General features: G+C 72.9%; 18 protein-coding genes. 13 read left to right on the forward strand and 5 right to left on the reverse strand.

All coding sequences use genetic code 11. From position 1 onward, the window contains the following. Nucleotides 1-13 precede the first annotated feature (13 nt). On the forward strand, nucleotides 14-694 hold the full coding sequence (locus ACGFYQ_RS21795) for a M15 family metallopeptidase (RefSeq protein ID WP_393746282.1): 681 nt from the start codon (nucleotides 14-16) through the stop codon (nucleotides 692-694). Here ACGFYQ_RS21795 and ACGFYQ_RS21800 read toward each other — a convergent pair. Further along, entirely contained in the window at nucleotides 669-2129 is a 1461-nt protein-coding gene (locus tag ACGFYQ_RS21800) for an aminotransferase class I/II-fold pyridoxal phosphate-dependent enzyme (RefSeq protein ID WP_393746284.1), read from the reverse strand. The two genes, ACGFYQ_RS21795 and ACGFYQ_RS21800, sit on opposite strands and share 26 nt — an antisense overlap. 72 nt (nucleotides 2130-2201) lie before the next feature. On the opposite strand from ACGFYQ_RS21800, the gene ACGFYQ_RS21805 reads away from it, so the two are divergent. From ACGFYQ_RS21805 to ACGFYQ_RS21815, 3 genes are all read left to right on the forward strand, one after another. Next, entirely contained in the window at nucleotides 2202-3131 is a 930-nt protein-coding gene (locus tag ACGFYQ_RS21805; protein ID WP_393746286.1) for a LysR family transcriptional regulator, read from the forward strand. Nucleotides 3132-3206: 75 nt separating this feature from the next. Beyond that, a complete protein-coding gene (locus tag ACGFYQ_RS21810) occupies nucleotides 3207-4475 on the forward strand; it encodes a Gfo/Idh/MocA family protein (protein WP_393746289.1) in 1269 nt (422 codons plus the stop codon). A gap of 282 nt (nucleotides 4476-4757) precedes the next feature. Then, nucleotides 4758-7139, forward strand: coding sequence for a polysaccharide lyase 8 family protein (locus tag ACGFYQ_RS21815; RefSeq protein WP_393746291.1), 2382 nt, complete (start codon nucleotides 4758-4760; stop codon nucleotides 7137-7139). A 6-nt stretch (nucleotides 7140-7145) separates the two neighbouring features. Here the strand turns inward: ACGFYQ_RS21815 and ACGFYQ_RS21820 are convergent, their stop codons facing one another. Beyond that, nucleotides 7146-7844, reverse strand: coding sequence for a hypothetical protein (locus ACGFYQ_RS21820; RefSeq protein ID WP_393746293.1), 699 nt, complete (start codon nucleotides 7842-7844; stop codon nucleotides 7146-7148). Nucleotides 7845-7946: 102 nt separating this feature from the next. Between ACGFYQ_RS21820 and ACGFYQ_RS21825 the strand changes: the two genes are divergently transcribed. The 7 genes from ACGFYQ_RS21825 to ACGFYQ_RS21855 all read left to right on the forward strand — a co-directional run bounded on the left by ACGFYQ_RS21825 (nucleotide 7947) and on the right by ACGFYQ_RS21855 (nucleotide 12094). Beyond that, nucleotides 7947-8378 (forward strand): Hsp20/alpha crystallin family protein, encoded by a 432-nt coding sequence (locus ACGFYQ_RS21825; protein ID WP_393746295.1) that lies wholly within the window; start codon nucleotides 7947-7949, stop codon nucleotides 8376-8378. An 89-nt stretch (nucleotides 8379-8467) separates the two neighbouring features. Beyond that, complete coding sequence (locus tag ACGFYQ_RS21830) at nucleotides 8468-8818, forward strand: STAS domain-containing protein (RefSeq protein ID WP_393746297.1); 351 nt, start codon at nucleotides 8468-8470, stop codon at nucleotides 8816-8818. 92 nt (nucleotides 8819-8910) lie between these two features. Beyond that, nucleotides 8911-9453, forward strand: coding sequence for a hypothetical protein (locus tag ACGFYQ_RS21835; protein ID WP_393746299.1), 543 nt, complete (start codon nucleotides 8911-8913; stop codon nucleotides 9451-9453). Nucleotide 9454: 1 nt separating this feature from the next. Continuing rightward, nucleotides 9455-10057: a hypothetical protein gene (locus tag ACGFYQ_RS21840; RefSeq protein ID WP_393746301.1), complete on the forward strand. Its 603-nt coding sequence runs from the start codon at nucleotides 9455-9457 to the stop codon at nucleotides 10055-10057. A 43-nt stretch (nucleotides 10058-10100) separates the two neighbouring features. Beyond that, a complete protein-coding gene (locus ACGFYQ_RS21845) occupies nucleotides 10101-10787 on the forward strand; it encodes a HemK2/MTQ2 family protein methyltransferase (protein ID WP_393746303.1) in 687 nt (228 codons plus the stop codon). Then, nucleotides 10771-11106: a CDGSH iron-sulfur domain-containing protein gene (locus tag ACGFYQ_RS21850; protein WP_393746305.1), complete on the forward strand. Its 336-nt coding sequence runs from the start codon at nucleotides 10771-10773 to the stop codon at nucleotides 11104-11106. Before ACGFYQ_RS21845 ends, ACGFYQ_RS21850 begins: the two co-directional genes overlap by 17 nt. After that, nucleotides 11021-12094, forward strand: a complete 1074-nt coding sequence (locus ACGFYQ_RS21855) for an iron-containing redox enzyme family protein (protein WP_393746307.1) — start codon at nucleotides 11021-11023, stop codon at nucleotides 12092-12094. Before ACGFYQ_RS21850 ends, ACGFYQ_RS21855 begins: the two co-directional genes overlap by 86 nt. On the opposite strand, the gene ACGFYQ_RS21860 is transcribed toward ACGFYQ_RS21855, so the two are convergent. Both ACGFYQ_RS21860 and ACGFYQ_RS21865 read right to left on the reverse strand, forming a co-directional pair. Beyond that, complete coding sequence (locus ACGFYQ_RS21860) at nucleotides 12091-13494, reverse strand: NADP-dependent succinic semialdehyde dehydrogenase (RefSeq protein ID WP_393746309.1); 1404 nt, start codon at nucleotides 13492-13494, stop codon at nucleotides 12091-12093. The two genes, ACGFYQ_RS21855 and ACGFYQ_RS21860, sit on opposite strands and share 4 nt — an antisense overlap. A 96-nt stretch (nucleotides 13495-13590) precedes the next feature. Next, nucleotides 13591-13833, reverse strand: a complete 243-nt coding sequence (locus ACGFYQ_RS21865) for a hypothetical protein (RefSeq protein WP_393746311.1) — start codon at nucleotides 13831-13833, stop codon at nucleotides 13591-13593. 167 nt (nucleotides 13834-14000) lie between these two features. Here ACGFYQ_RS21865 and ACGFYQ_RS21870 point away from each other — a divergent pair, with 167 nt between their 5' ends. Continuing rightward, a complete protein-coding gene (locus ACGFYQ_RS21870) occupies nucleotides 14001-16076 on the forward strand; it encodes a discoidin domain-containing protein (protein ID WP_393746313.1) in 2076 nt (691 codons plus the stop codon). Nucleotides 16077-16100: 24 nt separating this feature from the next. Then, nucleotides 16101-16709, forward strand: coding sequence for a TetR/AcrR family transcriptional regulator (locus tag ACGFYQ_RS21875; protein ID WP_393746315.1), 609 nt, complete (start codon nucleotides 16101-16103; stop codon nucleotides 16707-16709). Here ACGFYQ_RS21875 and ACGFYQ_RS21880 read toward each other — a convergent pair. Further along, nucleotides 16706-19123 carry a SpoIIE family protein phosphatase gene (locus ACGFYQ_RS21880; protein ID WP_393746317.1) on the reverse strand — a complete coding sequence of 806 codons (2418 nt, stop codon included), beginning with the start codon at nucleotides 19121-19123 and terminating at the stop codon, nucleotides 16706-16708. The two genes, ACGFYQ_RS21875 and ACGFYQ_RS21880, sit on opposite strands and share 4 nt — an antisense overlap. Nucleotides 19124-19144: the final 21 nt, after the last annotated feature.

Raw genomic sequence — 19144 nt, forward strand, 5'->3', positions numbered from 1 at the left:
GGACGATCCGGCCATGAACGAGATCATCCTGATGGCGGACCCCAAGGTGTCCGCGATAGCCGTCCGGGAGCGCGGCGAGCCCCTCGTCGACGTACGGGACGAGGGGCTCCTGCTGGTCGACCCCCGCAAGGCCGACGAGGCGGGCTCCTACGCCTTGCTGCGGGAAGGCGTACTCCAACGGCTGCTGCACGCCCAGGAACTGCTCCCCGGCGGCCTGCGCCTGCTGTTCGTCGAGGGGTACCGGCCGCCGGCCCTCCAGCGCCGGTACTTCGAGGAGTACCTCGGCGGACTGCGTGCCGAGCGCCCCGGCCTTCCGGAGGCGGAGCTGTACGCCATGGCGAGCCGCTACGTGTCCCCTCCGGAGATCGCCCCGCACAGCGCGGGCGCGGCGGTGGACCTGACCCTCGCCGATGGGTACGGGAAGGAACTCGACCTCGGCACCCGCGTGAACGCCGACCCGGAGGAGAGCGCGGGCGCCTGCTACACCCACGCCACGGACATCGGCCCCGCCGCCCGCGCGCACCGGGAGATCCTCGGCGCCGCCCTCACCGCCGCCGGCCTGGTCAACTACCCCACGGAGTGGTGGCATTGGTCCTACGGGGACCGCTACTGGGCCCTCACCACCGGCTCACCCGCGGCTCTCTACGGCCCCGCGTCCCCGCCGCCCCTCAGCCGACGACCCGCAGACGCGTGACACCCGGATCGGCGGCGCCGCGGACGTGCCCGCCCGGCGCCGCCGCGGTGCGCTGGAGGAAGCGCACCGTCTCCGCGGTGACGACCTCGCCCGGCAGCACGTTGGGGATGCCCGGCGGGTAGGCGGCCAGGGTGTCGGCGGAGACCAGGCCCACGGCCTCGGCCGCCGGCACCAGCCGGGTGGGGCTCATGAAGGCTTCCCGGGCGGTGAGGCGCGTGGGCCCGGGCCGGGGCAGGGAGAGCCGAAGCGGTTCGTCCGTGGCGCCCCCGAGCGGGGACGGCAGGCTGTGCAGCGCCTCGACGAACCGGTCCGCGTCGGGGAAGGCGCCCGCTCCCACCACCGCGACGACCGCCGAATCGGTGGCTACCTCGACCATGATCCGATGGTCGCGCGACAGCCGTCGCCTGGCCTCGTGGCCCGGGATCCCGCCGACGCGGGTGTCGATGGCGATGCGCAGCGGATCGGCCGCCACGATGTCGGGGAACCGGCCGAAGCCGTCGCTGACGACGGCGAACCGGCCGAGGGCGCGGATCACTCCGCGGATCTTGTCGGCCGCCCCGACGGAGGCCCCGATGGCCTCACGGCCGCTCACCAGGGTCCTCCGCGCGAGGTCCAGGGAGGCCAGGAGCAGGGCGCTCGCGCTGGTGGACTGCACGAGGCGGTGGGCACGCTCCACGAGGGGTTCGAGCACCTCGGCGAACGGGCCGTGCGCCAGGTGCAGCATCGCGGACTGGGTGAGGCTGCCGGCCAGCTTGTGCGTGCTGGAGGTCACCAGGTCCGCGCCCTGGGCGAGCGCGCCGCCCGGCAGGTCCGGATGGAATCCGAAGTGCGCGCCCCAGGCCTCGTCCACGATCAGCGGCACACCCGCGGCGTGGGCCACGTCGGCGAGGGCGCGGATGTCGGCGACCGCGCCGAAATAGCTCGGGGAGACGACGTACGCCGCGGCCGCGTCGGGATGCCGGGCGAGGGTGCCGGCCAGATCCGCCGCCGTCACCCCGTGGGCGATGCCCTGCTCCGTGTCGACGGACGGGTGGACGAAGGCGGCTTCCAGCCCGGACAGCACCAGGCCGTCGATGACGCTGGAGTGCACGCTGCGCTGGACGACGAGGGTGCGCCCGAGGGCCGGGGCGACGAGCGAGGCGATCTGGTTGCCCTGCGAGGCCCCGTTGGTGAGGAACCAGGTACGCCGGGCTCCCCACGCCGCCGCGGCCAGGGCCAGCGCCTCGTCCATCGGCGTGTCCGTACCGAGGTCGATCCCGTCGAGCAGCGGCGGGAAGTCCAGGAGCGGTACGTCGGCTCCGAAGGCCCGTACGAGGGGTGAGGTGGTGGCGGTGTCGGCGGCGTGGCCGGGGACGTTGAGCCGGAGCCAGCCCCGCCCGGCGTGGGAACGCAGGGCGTCGGCGTACGGGGCGCGGAGCTGTGCGGTGCTGTTCACCGCGTCAGAGTGGCAGCGCCCGGATCATCGAGGAATACTGCAGTTCTCTGGGTACCTCCATACTGTGTCTATATGCTCGAACTCCGTCACCTCCTCGTCCTGAGGGCCATCGCGCAGGAGGGGTCCCTGGCGGGCGCCGCCCGTGCCCTGCACTACGCGCAGCCGACGATCACTCACCACCTGACGGTCCTCGAAGCCCACTTCGACGCCCGGCTGGTTCAGCGCGGACCGCGCGGCGCCGCGCTCACCGAGCTGGGCGAGGCGCTGCTGCCGCACGCGGAGGCCGTGCTGTCCCGGCTGCAGCTCGCCGAACGCGAGGTGCGCGGTCTGGCCGAGCGCGGCGCCCGCACCCTGCACATCGGCACCTTCCCCACCGCCGGGGCCCTGCTGCTGCCGCCCGCCGTGAAGGCCCTGCACCAGCGCGGAGTGCACGTCTCGCTGACCGAGGGCGAACTGCCCGCGCTGCTGAGCGGATTGCGGTCACGCGAGCTCCAGGCCGCGCTCGTGTTCTCCCAGCCGGGTGACCGGCTCGACCTGGAGGACGAGTTCGAGCTGCATCCGCTGCTCACCGATCCGTTGCTGCTCGTCATGCCGGAGGACCACCGCTGCGCGCGGCTGGAGCGGGTACCGCTGGAGGAGTTGCGCGACGACGACTGGGTGGGCGCGGCCGATTCCCGCGACCCCTGCGACCGGCTGCTGTCGTGGGCCTGCGCGCAGTACGGCTTCGAACCGGTGCACGTGCTGCGCAGCGACGACTACGCCGTGGTCCAGGGCTTCGTCGCCGCCGGCACCGGCGTGGCGCTGGTGCCCCGGCTCGCACTAGGAGCGCCGCGCGAGGACCTCGTGGTACGCCCGTTGGAGGGTCCGCCGCTGGCCCGGGAGATCAGTGTCGCCGTACTGCGCCCGACCGCGTCCCGCAGCGCCCACGACCTGGTCACCGCCCTGACCCGGCAGGCCGCACGCATCACGGCGCAGTGGGCCCAGGGGGTCTTGCCCCGGTGATACGGGATCGCTAGCCTCGCGCTCCGAGCGCTTTCCGCGCGGGTCCGGCACGTCACCCCCACGTAGGGAAAGCTGATGGCCTCTGGAATCACACTTGCCGTCGTCGGTGCCGGGGAGCGCGGGACCGGGTACGCCCGCTGGGCGCTCGCCCATCCGGAGCGGGCCACGGTCGTCGCGGTGGCCGAGCCGCGGAAGGTGCGGCGGGACCGGTTCGCGGCCGTCCACGCCCTGGATGCAGGGGCCGCGGTGGACGACTGGCGGACGCTGGCGGCGCGTGGCCGCGTCGCGGACGCGGTGCTGGTCTGCACGCTGGACCGGGAACACCTGGAGCCGGTCCTGGCGTTCGCCGCGCTCGGCCACCACATCCTGCTCGAAAAGCCGATGGCGCTGACGGAGGACGAGTGCCGGCGCATCGTGGCCGCGGTGGAGGAGGCCGGAGTGATCCTCGCCGTCGGCCACGTCCTGCGGTACACCCCGTATACGCGGGCACTGAAGCGCGTCCTCGACTCCGGCCGCATCGGCGACGTCGTCAGCGTCCAGCACCTGGAGCCGGTCGGCTTCTGGCACCAGGCCCATTCGTTCGTACGCGGCAACTGGCGGCGCGAGGACGAGGCGACCTCCATGCTGATGGCGAAGTCCTGCCACGACCTGGACTGGCTGCAGTACGTGCTCGGCCGGCCGCCGGTGCGCGTCTCCAGCTTCGGGCGGCTGTCGCACTTCCGGCCCGGGAACAAGCCCGCCGGTGCAGCCGACCGCTGTCTGGACTGCGCGGTGGAGGCAACCTGCCCCTACTCCGCCAAGCGCGACTACGGCGACCGGCTCGCCCAGGGCAGGCACGGCTGGCCGTTGAGCGTGCTGATCGAGGACTTCACCCCGCGGGCCCTGGAAACCGCGCTGCGGGAGGGCCCGTACGGGCGCTGCGTGTACGCCTGCGACAACGACGTGGTCGACCACCAGGTGGTGGCCATGGAGTTCGCCTCCGGAGCGACGGCCACCTTCACCATGACCGCGTTCACCGAGCAGGCGGACCGCCAGACCCGGATCTTCGGCACGCGCGGGGAACTGCGGGGGGACGGCAGCCAGTTGCGGGTCTACGACTTCCTGACCCGCACGGAGGAGGTCATCGGACTCGGCGGCGGACTCGGCGGCGGAGGGTCGATGGACGCCGCGGGCGGCCACGGGGGCGGCGACGCCGGCCTGATGGACACCTTCGTCGGGGCAGTCGCGACCGGGAACCCCGGCCTGGTGAAGTCCGGCCCGCGCGAATCCCTCACCAGTCACCTGACCGTGCTCGCCGCCGAACGCGCCCGGCGCGACGGCACCGTCGAGACCGTCCAGCCATGAACGTCGCGATCGATCGATCGATCAATACGCTCAACCATGGTGACAGCAAGGCGATATGACTTCCACTCAGCCTGTCTGTTTGAGCGTATCGATCCGTGTCGTATCTCTTGAGCGTTCAATCACGCGCGTGCTACAAACCGGTCAACGGGCCATCCTCCCACCCCGCCCCCCACGCGCGTCGCCGCCTCACTGCCGAGCGGTCGCCTCCTGCTGCGCACGAACGCGTGCACGCCGCGGCCCGCTGCCCGACGAGCCGGTCCGCGCCCCAGCTCAGGAGGCTCCATGTCCACCCCATGGTCCCGCCGCTCCTTCCTCCGGCTCTCCGGCAACGCCGCCCTGCTGACCGCGATCCCCTCCCTCGCCTTCGCCGCGGGCGACGAGTTCGACACCCTCCGCGGCACGTGGCGGAAGATGCTGCTGGGCAGCGGATTCGACCCGGCCGCCGCCCCCTTCGCCGGGAAGCTGGCGCTGCTGGGCAGTCAGGCCGCCGACCACCGCTCGGCCATGGCGGCCGTCGCGGGGTCGCTCTGGCCGGACCTGCCTCTGACCGTCTCCAGTTCGATCACCGGCAGCTACGCCCGGCTCGCCACGATGGCCCAGGCGTACGCCCAGCCCGGCACGGGCCTGACCGGCGACACCGCGCTGGCCGCCGAGATCAGGACCGGCCTCGACCACCTCTACGACCAGGCCTACAACCCGGCGAAGAGCCAGTTCGGCAACTGGTGGGACTTCCAGATCGGCTCCCCGCAGCTCCTGCTGGACATCAGCACGCTCCTCCACGACCACCTGTCGGCCACCCGGCTCGCCAACTACCTCGCCGCCGTCGACCGGTTCGTCCCGGACTCCGCGGTCGCCCACTACACCGGCACCAGCACGGGCGCCAACCGGGTCGACCTGTGCCGCTCGCTGGCCCTGCGCGGCGTCCTCGGCAAGAACGCGGCCAAGATCGCGCTCGCCCGCGACGCGCTCTCCCCCGTCTTCCCCTTCGTCAGCAGCGGGGACGGCTTCTACGCCGACGGGTCCTTCGTCCAGCACACCTACCTCTCCTACACCGGCTCCTACGGGGCGGTACTGCTCGGCGGCCTGGCGGTCCTCTTCTCCCTGCTCAGCGGATCGACCTGGGCAGTCACCGACCCCCATCGGCAGATCGTCCTCGACTCGGTGGAGAAGTCCTACGCCCCCTTCCTCCACAACGGCCTGATGATGGACGCGGTCTCCGGGCGCTCCACCAGCCGGGGCAACCCGAGGACCAACTCGTACGGTTTCCAGGGCGGTGACCACGGCCGCGGCCACGGCGTCCTCGCCTCCATCGCCCTGCTGGGCACGGCCGCGAGCGGCGCGGAGAACCAGCGCTGGCGCGCTCTGGTGAAGGGCTGGACGCAGCGGGACTACTACAGCCCGGTGCTCACGGACACCGACCTGAGCGTCGCGGCGCTGGCCCGGATCAAGGCCGTACTGGACGACAACGCTGTCATAGCCCTTCCCGAGCCGACGGGCCACCGACTGTTCCCGAGCATGGACCGCGCCGTGCACCGACGCCCCGGCTGGGCCGCCTCGTTCAGCATGGCCTCGAAACGGATGGGCTTCTACGAGACGGGCAACGGCGAGAACCTCCGCGGCTGGCACGCCGGGGCCGGCATGCTCCAGTGGTGGGGGGACACGTACGCCAACGGCCAGTACACCGACGGCTTCTGGCCCACCGTCGACCCGTACCGGCTGCCGGGCACGACCGTCTCCCGCAAGGTGCTCGCCGATGCCGAGGGCGGCGCCTGGGGCCTGCCGAGGCCGGACGCCAACTGGGTCGGCGGCGCCACGGACGGGGAGTACGCCGCCCTGGGGCAGTTCCTGCGCGGCCTGTCCAGCTCCCTGTACGCGAAGAAGTCCTGGTTCTGCCTGGCCGACGCGGTCGTCTGCCTGGCGGGTGCCGTGCGGAGCACCGACGGCGCCGCGGTCGAGACCGTGGTCGAGAACCGCAACCTCGGCGCCACCGGCACCCAGGCCCTCACCGTGAACGGCGCCGCCCAGCCCACCGCCCTCGGCTGGTCCGCCACCCTCAGCGGAGCCAGGTGGGCGCAGATCGCCGGGCACGGGGGGTACGTGTTCCCCGGCGGGGCCACGGTCAAGGCGCTGCGGGAGGCCCGGACCGGTTCCTGGCACGACATCAACACCGGGGGCACCACGGACCCGATCACCCGCCGTTACCTGACGCTGTGGTTCGACCACGGCGTCGACCCGGTGGACGCCGCCTGCTCCTACCTCCTGATGCCCGGCGCCACCGCCGGCGCCACGGCCGCCCGGGCCGCGGACACCGGCTGGCTGACGGTCCTGGCGAACGACAACAACCAGCAGGGCGTCAGGGTCGGCTCGCTCGGGGTCACCGCCGTCAACTTCTGGTTCGCGGGGACGGCCGGCACCCTCACCGCCGACGGACCCGCCTGCGTCCTGGTCCGGGAGCACGGCGACGGCACTGCCACCGTCTGCGTCTCGGACCCGATGCGGATGCGGACGGGCCTCACGGTGACATGGAACCGTCCCGTCGCCTCGGTGCTCTCCACGCCGGTCACGGTCACCTCCGCCACCACCGGCTCCGCCCTCTCCCTCACGTTCGCGGACCTCACCGGCCAGGCCGGAGCCACCCAGCGGATCAGGGTCGCCCTGGGCTGAGCCGCCTCAGCCGGACCTGCGCTGGTCGTGGCTGTCCTTGCGGAGCCGGTCGGTGTGCCGGGTCAGCTCGTCGATACGGGCGGCGAGTTCGGGGTGGCCGGGCCGGAGGTGGGGCCGGGCATCGACGAGCGGGCCGACCATGCCGGCGGCGTCGTCCGCGCCGAGGGCCTCGTCCAGGCGGGCGATGGATTCGCGGGCGGCGCCGGGCAGGCCCGTCGCGGCGGTGATCGCCGCGGCGAGCCGGCGCAGTTCGGCGGCGTTGGCGCGGGCCCAGGCGGTGACGGTCCGCTCGGCGGCGCGGTGGTCGCGCGTGGCCCGTACCCGCTGGTCGCCGGTGCTCCCGGCGGCTCCCGGGCGCAGGCGGAGGTAGCGGCGCTCGGCGGCCTGCCGGCTGGCGACGCCCAGGGGGTGGGCGAGGTCGGCCCAGCTCGCTCCCGCGTCCCGGGCCGCCTCGATGAGCCCGCTCTCCCAGCCGGCCAGCCGCTCGCGGACCTGGCGCAGGAGCAACAGGGCGGCCAAGGCCTCGCTGGGGTCCGCAGCTCCGTCGCCGTCGGCGGGGTACGGCCCGCCGTCCCGTGACCGGGACCGCGCGGTGTTCAGGGCGTCCTCGACGGCCCCCAGGGCGGCGGCCGCCGCGGGAGCGGAAAGGGAGCCGTGCGGGGCGTCCGGGGCCACGGGGACCTCCTGGAATTCGCTGTCATCCATCAGGCGACTTCCTGCTTGTCATCGTTTCGATGACATGTTACAACGGTGTCGAGTTGCAGCGCATTGGCAATGACTGCCCGAAGCGACTGGAGGTGTTTCGCGATGTTGATGCGCACCGACCCGTTCCGCGAGTTCGACCGGATCAGCCGCGAGCTGCTGGGCCCCGGCACATGGTCCGCGCCGACGGCGATGCCGATGGACGCCTACCGCGAGGGCGACGAGTACGTCGTGGCCTTCGACCTGCCCGGTGTGACCCCCGAGGCGATCGAGATCGACGTCGAACGGAACATGCTGACCGTGAAGGCCGAGCGGCGCCCCGTCGAGCATGCCGACACCGTGCAGATGGAGCTCTCCGAGCGTCCGCTCGGCGTCTTCTCCCGACAGATCGTGCTGGCCGACTCCCTCGACACAGAGCGCATCAGGGCGGACTACGACGCGGGCGTCCTGACCCTGCGCATCCCGATCGCCGAGCGCGCCAAGCCCCGCAAGATCAGCATCGGCCCCGTCGGCGACCGCAAGCAGATCGACGCCTGAACCGGCCGCGGAGGACGGGGACCCGAACCCCTCCGGCGCGCCCCGTCCTGCGCACCCCCTCCCGCAGCGCGAAACGAAGGAGCGTTGTGATGAGCGAGGAATCCACCGTCGGCGCCCCGCCCGTCACCGTCGATGTCGGGCCGGATGTGATCACGGTCCGCCCCACCGGCGCGATGGACATCGAGCACGCCGAGGAACTGCGGGCGGCCCTGCTCACCGCCTTCACGCACGCCGGCGGTCCCACGGACATCGTCGTGGACCTCAGCGGTCTCACGTTCTGCGATTCCGCCGGACTGAACGCTCTGCTCAGAGGACGGATGATCGCCGGTGAATCCGGCCGCACGCTGCGGCTGGCCGCCCCGACCCGGCAGATCCGCCGCCTGCTGGAGCTCACCGAGTCCGAGCACCTCTTCCGGATCGACCCCTCGCCCCCGGCCTGACGTCGCGGCTTTGCGGGAGCGCGGGTTTGTCCGGCGGCAGCGCGGGCAGCCGCCTGAGCACACAGGAAAAGGCCCCGGAACGGAGGCCGGACATGTCGACAACCACCCTCATAGCCGTGATCGTCGTGGCGGCAATCGTGGTGCTCGCGCTCAGCCTGATGCTGTGGATGATGGCGCGCCGACGGCACCTTCGCAGTCGGTTCGGGCCCGAGTACGAGCGCACGGTCGAGGAGAAGGGCGGGAAGCTGGCCGCCGAGCGCGACCTGCGGGCCCGCGAGGAACGGCACGACGAGCTCGACATCAAGGAACTGCCGCCCGAACGCCGGCGCCACTACACCGAGGAGTGGAGCGGTGTCCAGGAGCACTTCGTGGACCGGCCGGAGGGTGCCGTCGCCGAGGCCGACCAACTGGTGACCCGGCTGATGCGCGAGCGCGGCTACCCCACCGACGGCTACAGCGGGCAGCTCCGCGACCTGTCGGTCGAGCACGGACGCACGCTGGAGCACTACCGCGCCGCCCATCACGTCCAGGAACGCAGCGGCGGCGGACAGGCGACGACAGAGGAGCTCCGCGGGGCGATGGTGCACTACCGCGCCCTGTTCGAGGAGCTGCTCACCGATCAGAGGAGCCGGTGACATGCAGACCCACGACGACAGGGAGGACCCCGCCCGCGAGCCCGGCCTGACCACGGAGGACCTCGCCCGCACGGACGCGGCCGGTGACCGCGGCTCGGCGGTCTACCCGGGGGAGGCCTTCCCCACGGAGGACGACGACGCGGTCGGAGGCGGCGCGGTCGAGGCCGACGCCGGTGAACGCGGCACGGCCGCGGACACCACGCCCGCGGACACCACGCCCGCCGACACCACGGCCGAAGGCACCACGGCCGAAGACACCACGGCCGAAGACACCACGTTGGAAGGCGGCACGGCGGAAGGCCGCACTGCCGGAACCGACACGGAGGAAGGCGCCACCGAGCCGCTCCTCGGCAGCGCGGAGGCGGAGGAGTACCGCACGAAGTGGAGCGAGATCCAGGGCCGCTTCGTCGACGACCCGCAGGACGCGGTCAGGTCCGCGGACTCGCTGGTGGCAGAGGTCATGCAGAACCTCGCCGGCACCTTCGCCACGCACAAGCAGGGGCTGGAGGGCCAGTGGGACCGCGGTGAGCAGGTGGCCACCGAGGACCTGCGGCTGGCGCTGCAGCACTACCGCTCGTTCTTCAACCGGCTGCTCAAGACGTGAGCGGTACGGACGGGCGCACCCGGCCGAGCCAGGAGGTGAGCAGATGACGAGCACGGGCCTGACCGTCGCGACGGCCCCGGCGAGGCTCTTCGTCCCGCCCGGTGTCTACCGCCCCCAGGCGGACACCAGGCTGCTGGCGGAGGCCCTCGCCCACGAGGAGCTGGGACCGGCCGCGGAAGTGATGGAGATCGGCACCGGTTCGGGTGCGCTCGCGCTCCGCGCGGCGGTACGCGGAGCCAGGGTCACCGCGGTGGACGTGTCCTGGCCCGCCGTGCTCGCCGCCCGCGTGAACGCCTTCCGGCGGCGGCTGCCGCTGCGGGTGCTCCACGGGGACTTCGCGGCCCGCACCCGCGGCCGCCGCTTCGACCTGATCCTGGCCAACCCGCCGTACGTCCCCTCGCCGCACGCCCGGCTGCCCTCGCACGGCCCGGAGCGGGCCTGGGACGCCGGCCCGGCGGGCCGCGCCGTCATCGACCGGATCTGCGCGCGGGCCTCGGCCCGGCTGCGTCCCGGCGGCGTCCTGCTCATGGTGCACTCCGCCATGTGCGGCCCCCGGACCACGGTGGACCGCCTGGAGCGGGCCGGAATGTCGGCGCAGGTGCGGATGAGGGCGTCCGTGCCCTGGGGTCCCGTCCTGCGCTCCCGGCGTGACTGGCTGGAGAGCCGGGGCCTCGCCCACGAGGGCGAGGAATGGGAAGAGCTGGTGGTGATCCGTGCCCAGCGCCTCTGACGGCACCGCGGGCGGCACCCCGGGCCGCGCCCGGCGCGTGGCGGTGGACCCGCAGGGCCCGGTCCTGGTCGAGGGGCCCGTGGAGATCGTCCTGGACGACGGGACGGTGGCCCGCTCCGACCGCTTCGTGGTCGCGCTCTGCACCTGCCGCCGCAGCCGTACGTATCCCTGGTGCGACACCAGTCACCGCCCCCGCCGGCGCGCCGTCGCGCGCCCCCAGGAAGGAGTCCCCGATGCCCCCGGCCGGCCCGAACAGCAGCAGCCCGGGCAGGATCGGCCCGAGCGGCACCGGCCCGTGCCTCCCCCGGGCACGGGGTGAGCTGTCCGGCGCCGTCGTGGAAGCCCTGCGTGCCGCCCGGCCGCCCGCCTACCGCGCCGCGTCCGTCCCGGCGGCCGATCCGTGGGGCGAGGACCTCCAGCTCGCGCTCTACCTGCTGTACGAACTCCACTACCGCGGCTTCGCCGGCGTGGCCGACGACCGCGAGTGGGATCCCGACCTGCTGCGCCTGCGCCGGGCCGTGGAGGCCGAGGTGCTGAGCGCCCTGCGGGCCGAGCTCGCCGACGCGCCCCGGACCGTCGAGGACGCCTTCGCCCCGCTGCTCGTGGAACCGGTCGACCTGACGGGCAGCCTCAGCCACCGTCTGGAGACCGGGGGCGCCCTGTGGCAGCTGCGCGAGTACGCCGCGCTGCGCTCCCTGTACCACCTCAAGGAGGCCGATCCGCACGCCTGGGTGCTCCCGCGCCTGTACGGCCGGGCCAAGGCGGGCATGGTGGCCGTCGAGTACGACGAGTTCGGCGCCGGCCGCGCCGAGGACATCCACGCGCGGCTCTTCGCCGACCTCATGACGGACCTCGGCCTGGACCCGGCGTACGGCAGGTACCTGGACCAGGCGCCGGCCGCCCTGCTCGCCACCGTGAACCTGATGTCCCTCTTCGGCCTGCACCGGGCGCTGCGCGGGGCGCTGGTCGGGCACTTCGCCTGCGTCGAGGTCACCTCCTCCCCCGGCTCCCGCCGCCTCGCCGCGGCGATGCGCAGGTGCGGTGCGGGTCCGGCGGCCGAGCACTTCTACGCCGAACACGTCGAGGCCGACGCCGTCCACGAGCAAGTCGTACGCCGCGAGGTCGTCGGCGGGCTGCTCGAAGACGAACCGGACCTGGAGCCGGACGTCGCCTTCGGCTGCGCTGCGACGGTCCTCCTGGAGGAGCGGCTCGCCGCCCACATCGGGGCGGCCTGGGACCAGGACCGCTCCGCCCTGCGCACGCCCCTCCCGTCGACGCGGACCGCCCAGGCCCTGTCCGGGACCTAAGGCGCGCCGTCCGCCGCCTGCCAGATCGTGGTGATGTTGCAGAACTCCCGGATTCCGTGCCCGGACAGCTCGCGCCCGAATCCGGAGCGCTTGACGCCGCCGAAGGGCAGGGCCGGGTGCGAGGCGGTCATGCCGTTGACGAAGATGCCGCCGGCCTCCAGGTCGCGCGCGACGTGCGCGATGTCCTCCTCGCTGCGCGTCCAGACGTTCGAGCTGAGCCCGAAGGGGGTGTTGTTGGCCCGTTCGACGGCCTCCTCCAGGCTCCCGACCCGGTAGAGGGTGGCGACGGGCCCGAACGCCTCCTCCTGGTCGATGCGCATGGCCGGGGTGACGTCGGCCAGGACCGTCGGCTCGTAGAACCAGCCGTTCTCGCGGTGCGGCGGGCGCCGGCCGCCGCACCGGACCGTGGCGCCGTGCCGTACGGCGTCGTCCACGAGCTGCTCCAGGTCCTCCCGGCCGGCTTCGGTGGCCAGGGGGCCGACATCGGTGGACTCCTCCATCGGGTCGCCCACCGTGAGCGCCGCCATACCGGCCGTGAAGCGCTCGGCGAATTCGTCGTGGCAGTCGGTGTGGACGATGAAGCGCTTGGCGGCGATGCACGACTGCCCGTTGTTCTGCACGCGGGCGGTCACGGCGGTACGGGCGGCCTTGTCGATGTCGGCCGAGGGCATCACGATGTACGGATCGCTGCCGCCGAGCTCCAGGACGGTCTTCTTGACCTCGTCCCCGGCGATGGACGCGACCGCGCGCCCGGCGGGCTCGCTGCCCGTCAGGGTGGCCGCGGCCACCCTCGGGTCGCGCAGTACGTCCTCCACCGCCGCCGAGCCGATGAGCAGGGTCTGGAAGCAGCCGCGGGGGAACCCGGCCCGGTGGAAGAGCTCGCCCAGGTAGAGCGCGGTCTGGGGGACGTTCGAGGCGTGCTTGAGCAGGCCCACGTTGCCGGCCATGAGCGCCGGCGCTGCGAACCGTACGACCTGCCAGAGCGGGAAGTTCCACGGCATGACGGCGAGGATCACCCCGAGCGGCCGGTAGGCCACCCGGACGGCCGCGGCGCCCGCGTCGCGCACGTCGCCGGCGGCGGGGTGCTCGTCGGCGAGGAGGGACTCCGCGCGGTCGGCGTACCAGCGCATGGCCTTCGCGCATTTGGCGGCCTCGGCCCGGGCCGCCGCCAGCGGTTTGCCCATCTCCGTGGTCATGGTCCGCGCGATGTCCTCGGTCTCCGCCTCCAGGAGCGCGGCCGCGCGGGTCAGCAGGTCGCTCCGTTCCGCGAACGCGGTACGGCGGTACGTGGACGCCGCCCGGGCGGCGTCCGCCAGGCAGCGCTCGATGCCCGCGGCGTCGAGCTCGTCGAAGGTGCGCAGCGTCTGGCCGGTCGTGGGGTTCACGGTGGCGATGGGCATGGTCGGACCTTCCTGCAGGGGCCGCCTCCCCTCGACCCTGCCCCGTGGGCCGGGGCAGCGCAACGCGAGGCGCCGCCGGGCTCCCGGAACAGGACCCTAGCCGCCCACCACGTCCTCGCAGGCGGCGCAGACCCGGTCCGCGTACTGCGCGGGGTACCAGGCGGAACCGGGGTCTCCGGAAGGCGTCCACGAGGCCGTTTCCATGGCGAACGTGTCCTTGCCGCAGAAGGTCCTCGGCCCGGGGACCTTGGTGGTGCCGGGGGCGGCGGGCGCCGCGTGCACGCGTCGGACGGACGCCTCCGGCTGGCCGACCTCGTACACGACCACATTCCCGCTCATACCTCGACGGTAGGCGGCCGGGCGGCGGCACGCGCGTTCTGACGATTCATCAGGTCAAGTGTCCCGGACTCTTGACTCTGCATGCGGCAGTGGCGATTCTCGTCCCCATGCTTGGGCGGGCCATGACAAGTCAGGCGCCGTTTCCGCCGACCACGAAGACGTGAGTGATGACCATGACTGCACACCCGCACCACAGGCACGGGAACAGGCGCAGGCCCCTCGCGGTGCTGTCGCTGCTCCTCGCCGTGGTGGCCATGGTGCTCGGCCCCGCGGCCAGTTCCTCGGCCGACCCCGGCTGGTGGAACCCGGTCGCGCGGCCCGCGCCGGACTCCGAGATCAACGTGACGGGCGAGCCCTTCCAGGGGACCGACGCCCAAGGGCGGGTCCGCGGCTTCGTCGACGCGCACGACCACCTGATGTCCAACGAGGGCTTCGGCGGCCGGCTCATCTGCGGCAAGCCGTTCTCCGACCTGGGGGTCGCCGACGCGCTCAAGGACTGCCCCGAGCACTACCCCGACGGCTCGCTCGCGATCTTCGACTTCATCACCAAGGGCGGCGACGGCAAGCACGACCCGAACGGCTGGCCGACCTTCAAGGACTGGCCCGCCCACGACTCGCTGACCCACCAGCAGAACTACTACGCCTGGGTCGAACGGGCCTGGCGCGGCGGCCAGCGCGTGCTCGTCAACGACCTCGTCACCAACGGCGTGATCTGCTCGGTCTACTTCTTCAAGGACCGCGGCTGCGACGAGATGACCGCCATCCGCCTGGAGGCCCAGAAGTCGTACGACATGCAGGCCTACGTCGACAAGATGTACGGCGGCCCGGGCAAGGGCTGGTTCCGGATCGTCACCGACTCCGCGCAGGCCCGCGAGGTCATCCGGCAGGGCAAGCTGGCCGTCGTCCTCGGGGTCGAGACCTCCGAGCCGTTCGGCTGCAAGCAGATCCTGGACATCGCGCAGTGCAGCAAGGCCGACATCGACCGCGGCCTCGACGAGCTGCACAAGCTGGGCGTGCGCAGCATGTTCCTGTGCCACAAGTTCGACAACGCGCTGTGCGGGGTCCGCTTCGACCAGGGCGCCCTCGGTACGGCGATCAACGTGGGCCAGTTCCTGTCGACCGGCACGTTCTGGAAGACCGAGAAGTGCGCCGGCCCGCAGCACGACAACCCCATCGGCCTCGCGGCGGCGCCCTCGGCCCAGAAGGAGCTCCCGGCGGGGGTGACGGTCCCCTCGTACGCGGCGGACGCGCAGTGCAACACCCGCGGTCTGACCGAGCTCGGCGAGTACGCGGTGCGCGGCATGATGAAACGCAAGATGATGCTGGAGATCGACCACATGGGCGTCAAGGCCGCGGGACAGGCCTTCGACATCCTGGAGTCCGAGTCGTACCCGGGCGTGATCTCCTCGCACAGCTGGATGGACCTGGACTGGACCGAGCGGGTGTACCGCCTCGGCGGGTTCGTCGCCCAGTACATGAGCGGCGCCGAGGCGTTCAGCGCGGAGGCCGAGCGCACGGACGCCCTGCGCGACAAGTACAACGTCGGCTACGGCTACGGGACCGACATGAACGGCGTCGGCGGCTGGCCCGGCCCGCGCGGCGCCGACACCCCCAACCCGGTGCGCTACCCCTTCCGCAGCACCGACGGCGGCTCCGTCATCGACCGGCAGACCACCGGCGTGCGCACCTGGGACCTCAACACCGACGGCGCCGCGCACTACGGCCTGGTCCCCGACTGGATCGAGGACGTCCGCATCGTCGGCGGCCAGGACGTGGTGGACGACCTGTTCAAGGGCGCCGAGTCCTACCTGACCACCTGGGGCGGGTCCGAGAAGCACAAGGCCGGCGTGAACCTCGCGGCCGGCTCCGCCGCCTCGGCCTCCTCCGCGGAGTGGAACCCGTTCACCAGCTACGCACCCGGCCGGGCCGTGGACGGCAGTACGGGCACCCGCTGGGCCAGCGACTGGAGCGACGACCAGTGGCTCCGGATCGACCTCGGGACGGCGAGCCTGGTCAAGCGCGTCACCCTCGACTGGGAGCGCGCGTACGGGAAGTCGTACCGCGTCGAGCTCTCGGCCGACGGCGCGAACTGGCAGACCGCGTGGTCCACGACCACCGGTGACGGCGGCCTGGACACGGCGCTGTTCGCGGGCACCCCCGCCCGCTACGTACGCGTCCACGGGCTGCAGCGCGGCACCCAGTGGGGCTACTCCCTGCACGAGGTCGGCGTGTACAGCAGCTGACGGCACGGAACCGGAGGGAACCCCATGGCACGGATGGCCTCGGCCGAGCGGCGCCGGCAGCTGACCGAAGCGGCCATCCGTGCCATGACCCGGGACGGCGTCGCCCGGACGACGACGCGGTCCATCGCCGCCGAGGCCGGTGTTTCGCTGAGCGTCTTCCACTACTGCTTCGACTCCAAGCAGGTCCTGCTCGAATCGGTCATCGAGACGATCACCGCTCACTACATCGCCGTGGTGAAGGAGGCGATCCGGCCGAAGGCCACCCTCCGGGAGACCGTGCGGGCCGGGTTCCAGGCGTACTGGGACCACGTGGCCGCCCACCCGGGCGAGCACATGCTCACGTACGAACTCACCCAGTACGCCTTGCGCCAGCCGGGCTTCGAGCACCTGGCCCGGCGGCAGTACGAGCTGTACACCGAGACCTACACCGGACTCCTCGAAGAGCTGCGCCGCACCATGGGCTTCGAACTGCGCGTCCCGGTCCCCGCGCTGGCCCGCTACCTGGCGGCCATGACCGACGGGCTGACGCTGAGCCTCCTGGTCCTCGGCCATGACGCGGCGTCGGCGGCCGTCCTCGACACCATCACCGACCACGTCGCCGGCCTCGTCGGCGACGAGGCCCACATCCCCTAGGAGGGGTCGTCCGGGACGTGGATGTCCAGGGCGCAGATGTCGTCCCGGTGCCCCTGGCGCTGGGCGGCCAGCGTGCGGGCCAGGGTTTCGCCCCGGCCCTCCTCCAGGAACCGCAGGGCGGTCGCGGCGAGCCGGGCGAGGCCCGCGTCGAGCTCCTCCCCCGGTTCCTCGACGAGCCCGTCGGTGTAGAGCACCAGGTGGTCGCCGGGTTCCAGGTCGAGGACGTCCTGCGTGTAGACGGAGTCGAAGCCGGCCCCGAGGAGGCTGCCCGTGGGCAGGGGGAGGAACCGTGCCTCGCCGCCGCGGATCAGCAGGGGCGGCAGGTGTCCGGCCCGTACCCAGGTCAGACGGCGGTCCCAGGGCTGGTAGCGGCCCATGATCATGGTGGCGGTGGCGCCGTAGGTGTCCGAAGCGGTGTGCAGCAGGAGGGTGTTGAGCCTGCTCAGTACGTCGGGCAGCGCCGAGCCGGTGATGGTCATGCCCTTGGTGGTGAAGCGGAGCTGGGCCATGGTGGCGACCGCGTCGAGGCCGTGGCCGGCGACGTCGCCGACGACGAAGAGCGCGCTCTTGTCGGGGAGTTCTATGGCGCTGTACCAGTCGCCGCCGACGTTGACCCCGCTCTCGGAGGGTACGTAGGCGACATCGATGCAGAGGCCGGCGAGTTCCAGGGACTGCTCGGGGATCGGCAGCAGCGCGTGCTGGAGCCGGGCGGCGAGGGTGCGTTCGGCCTGGAGCATGCCCCGCTCCACGAGGACGGCGCGCTCGCTCTCGTGCAGGGCGAGTTCGGCGTCCCGCTGCGCGGTGACGTCCTGGAAGAAGCCGTGTACCTCGACGGGGGTGCCGTCCGCGTCGGACTGCGCCTCGGCGACGAGCCGCAGGTGCCGTACCCCCTCGGTGGTGGTGACGCGGAAGGGCTGGTCCAGGGCGGTTCCGTCGCGCAGCAGCCGCCGCACGGCCGCGCCCAGCCCCGGAAGGTCGTCGGGGACGACGTGCCGTGGCAGTTCCTCCAGCCCGATCGGGCCCAGCGCGGGGTCACGGCCGAAGACGGCGTAGACCTGCTCGGACCAGGTGATGGTGTCCGTCGCCAGATGCCAGCCGGCCCACCCGAGGTTGCCCAGGCGCTGCATGTCGTCCAGCCGCCGGACCTCGCGCTCGCTGGAGTCGTGCCGGACCCAGGACACGATCAGGCGGTCCCCCAGCCGGGTGGCCCGGACGGAGTAGGAGGAATGGCGGGGAACTCCGGCGGTGACCTCCTCGTAGGTGAACGGCTCGCCCTCGTAGACGGTTCCGGTGGTCAGCGTGTCCAGGTAGCCCTCCCACAGGGCCGTTCCCGCCACCGTGGGATAGGTCTCCAGGATGCGGCGGCCCACGAGCTCCTTGCCCCGCCGTCCGGCCACGTCGACCGATGCCGGCGCCGCCGCGTCGATCCGGTAGTCCTCCACCTCCCCCGTCGCGGAGCGCAACGGGGTGAGCAGTATCGCGGTTCCGGACAACGCGTCCAGGATCCGCTGGACGGCTTCCACCTCGCCCGGCTCGTCGGGGTCCGGCTGGCGCCCGAGGTGGCGCAGGGGGGCCGCGCACAGCCGTACGGCACGGAGCAGCAGGGTGCGGGTGTCGGCGTCGAAGGGGGCCTGCCGGGTCCGGAAGAACCCGATGGCGGCCGTCACCGGCCGGTGGCCGGGTACCGGCAGCCAGGCACGCGTCGGCCACCGCTCGGGCGGATCCCCGATGAGGTGGTAGCGGATGCCGTCCCGCGCCGGATCCTCCAGCCAGAGCGGCTGTCCGCCGTCGATGGCCTCCAGGGCGGCCAACCCGCTCAGCGGCGGGACATGGCGCCACTGTGCGGCCAGTTCCTCGCCGACGCCGGCGTGTCCGGCCAGTTCGAGGCTCCCGGCGGGCGCCACGGCGTAGATCATCACACCGTCCACGCCCACGGGGTCGCCGAGCGAGGACCGCAGCAGTTCGGCGACGTCGTCCGGGTCGTGCGCGCCGGCCAGGCCGTCGGCCAGCCGGGCCAGGATCGGCCGGCTTCCGCCGCGGCGGAAGCCGGCCGGGTGGCCGTCGGGGCCGAAGGCCGACAGGCCCGTAAGGCCCGGCGCCGGGGGTGGGCAGGCCTGCGCGGCGGGGCCGGGGGGTGACGCGGGACGCGAGGGGATCCGGCCCAGCGTGATCCAGCACTCCTCCATGAGCGTCCGCTCGCGCCGGTTGGCGCGCCGCAGCAGCGTCTCGTACGCCGCGTCCTCCGACAGGCCCTCCTGGGCCATCAGCACGCCCTTGGCCCGCTCCAGGACGGCCGTGGTCGAAGCGAGGCCTTCCAGGCCCACGACCTCCGCGCGCAGCTTGGCCACGACCTTGGCCAGTGCGAGCACCTCGGGTGCGGCGCCGCCGCCGGGAAGCGCGGAATCGCTCGTCATCCTTTGAGCATGTCACGGCTC

It is taken from the genome of Streptomyces sp. NPDC048258 (genome assembly GCF_043201995.1).
GTDB lineage: Bacteria > Actinomycetota > Actinomycetes > Streptomycetales > Streptomycetaceae > Streptomyces.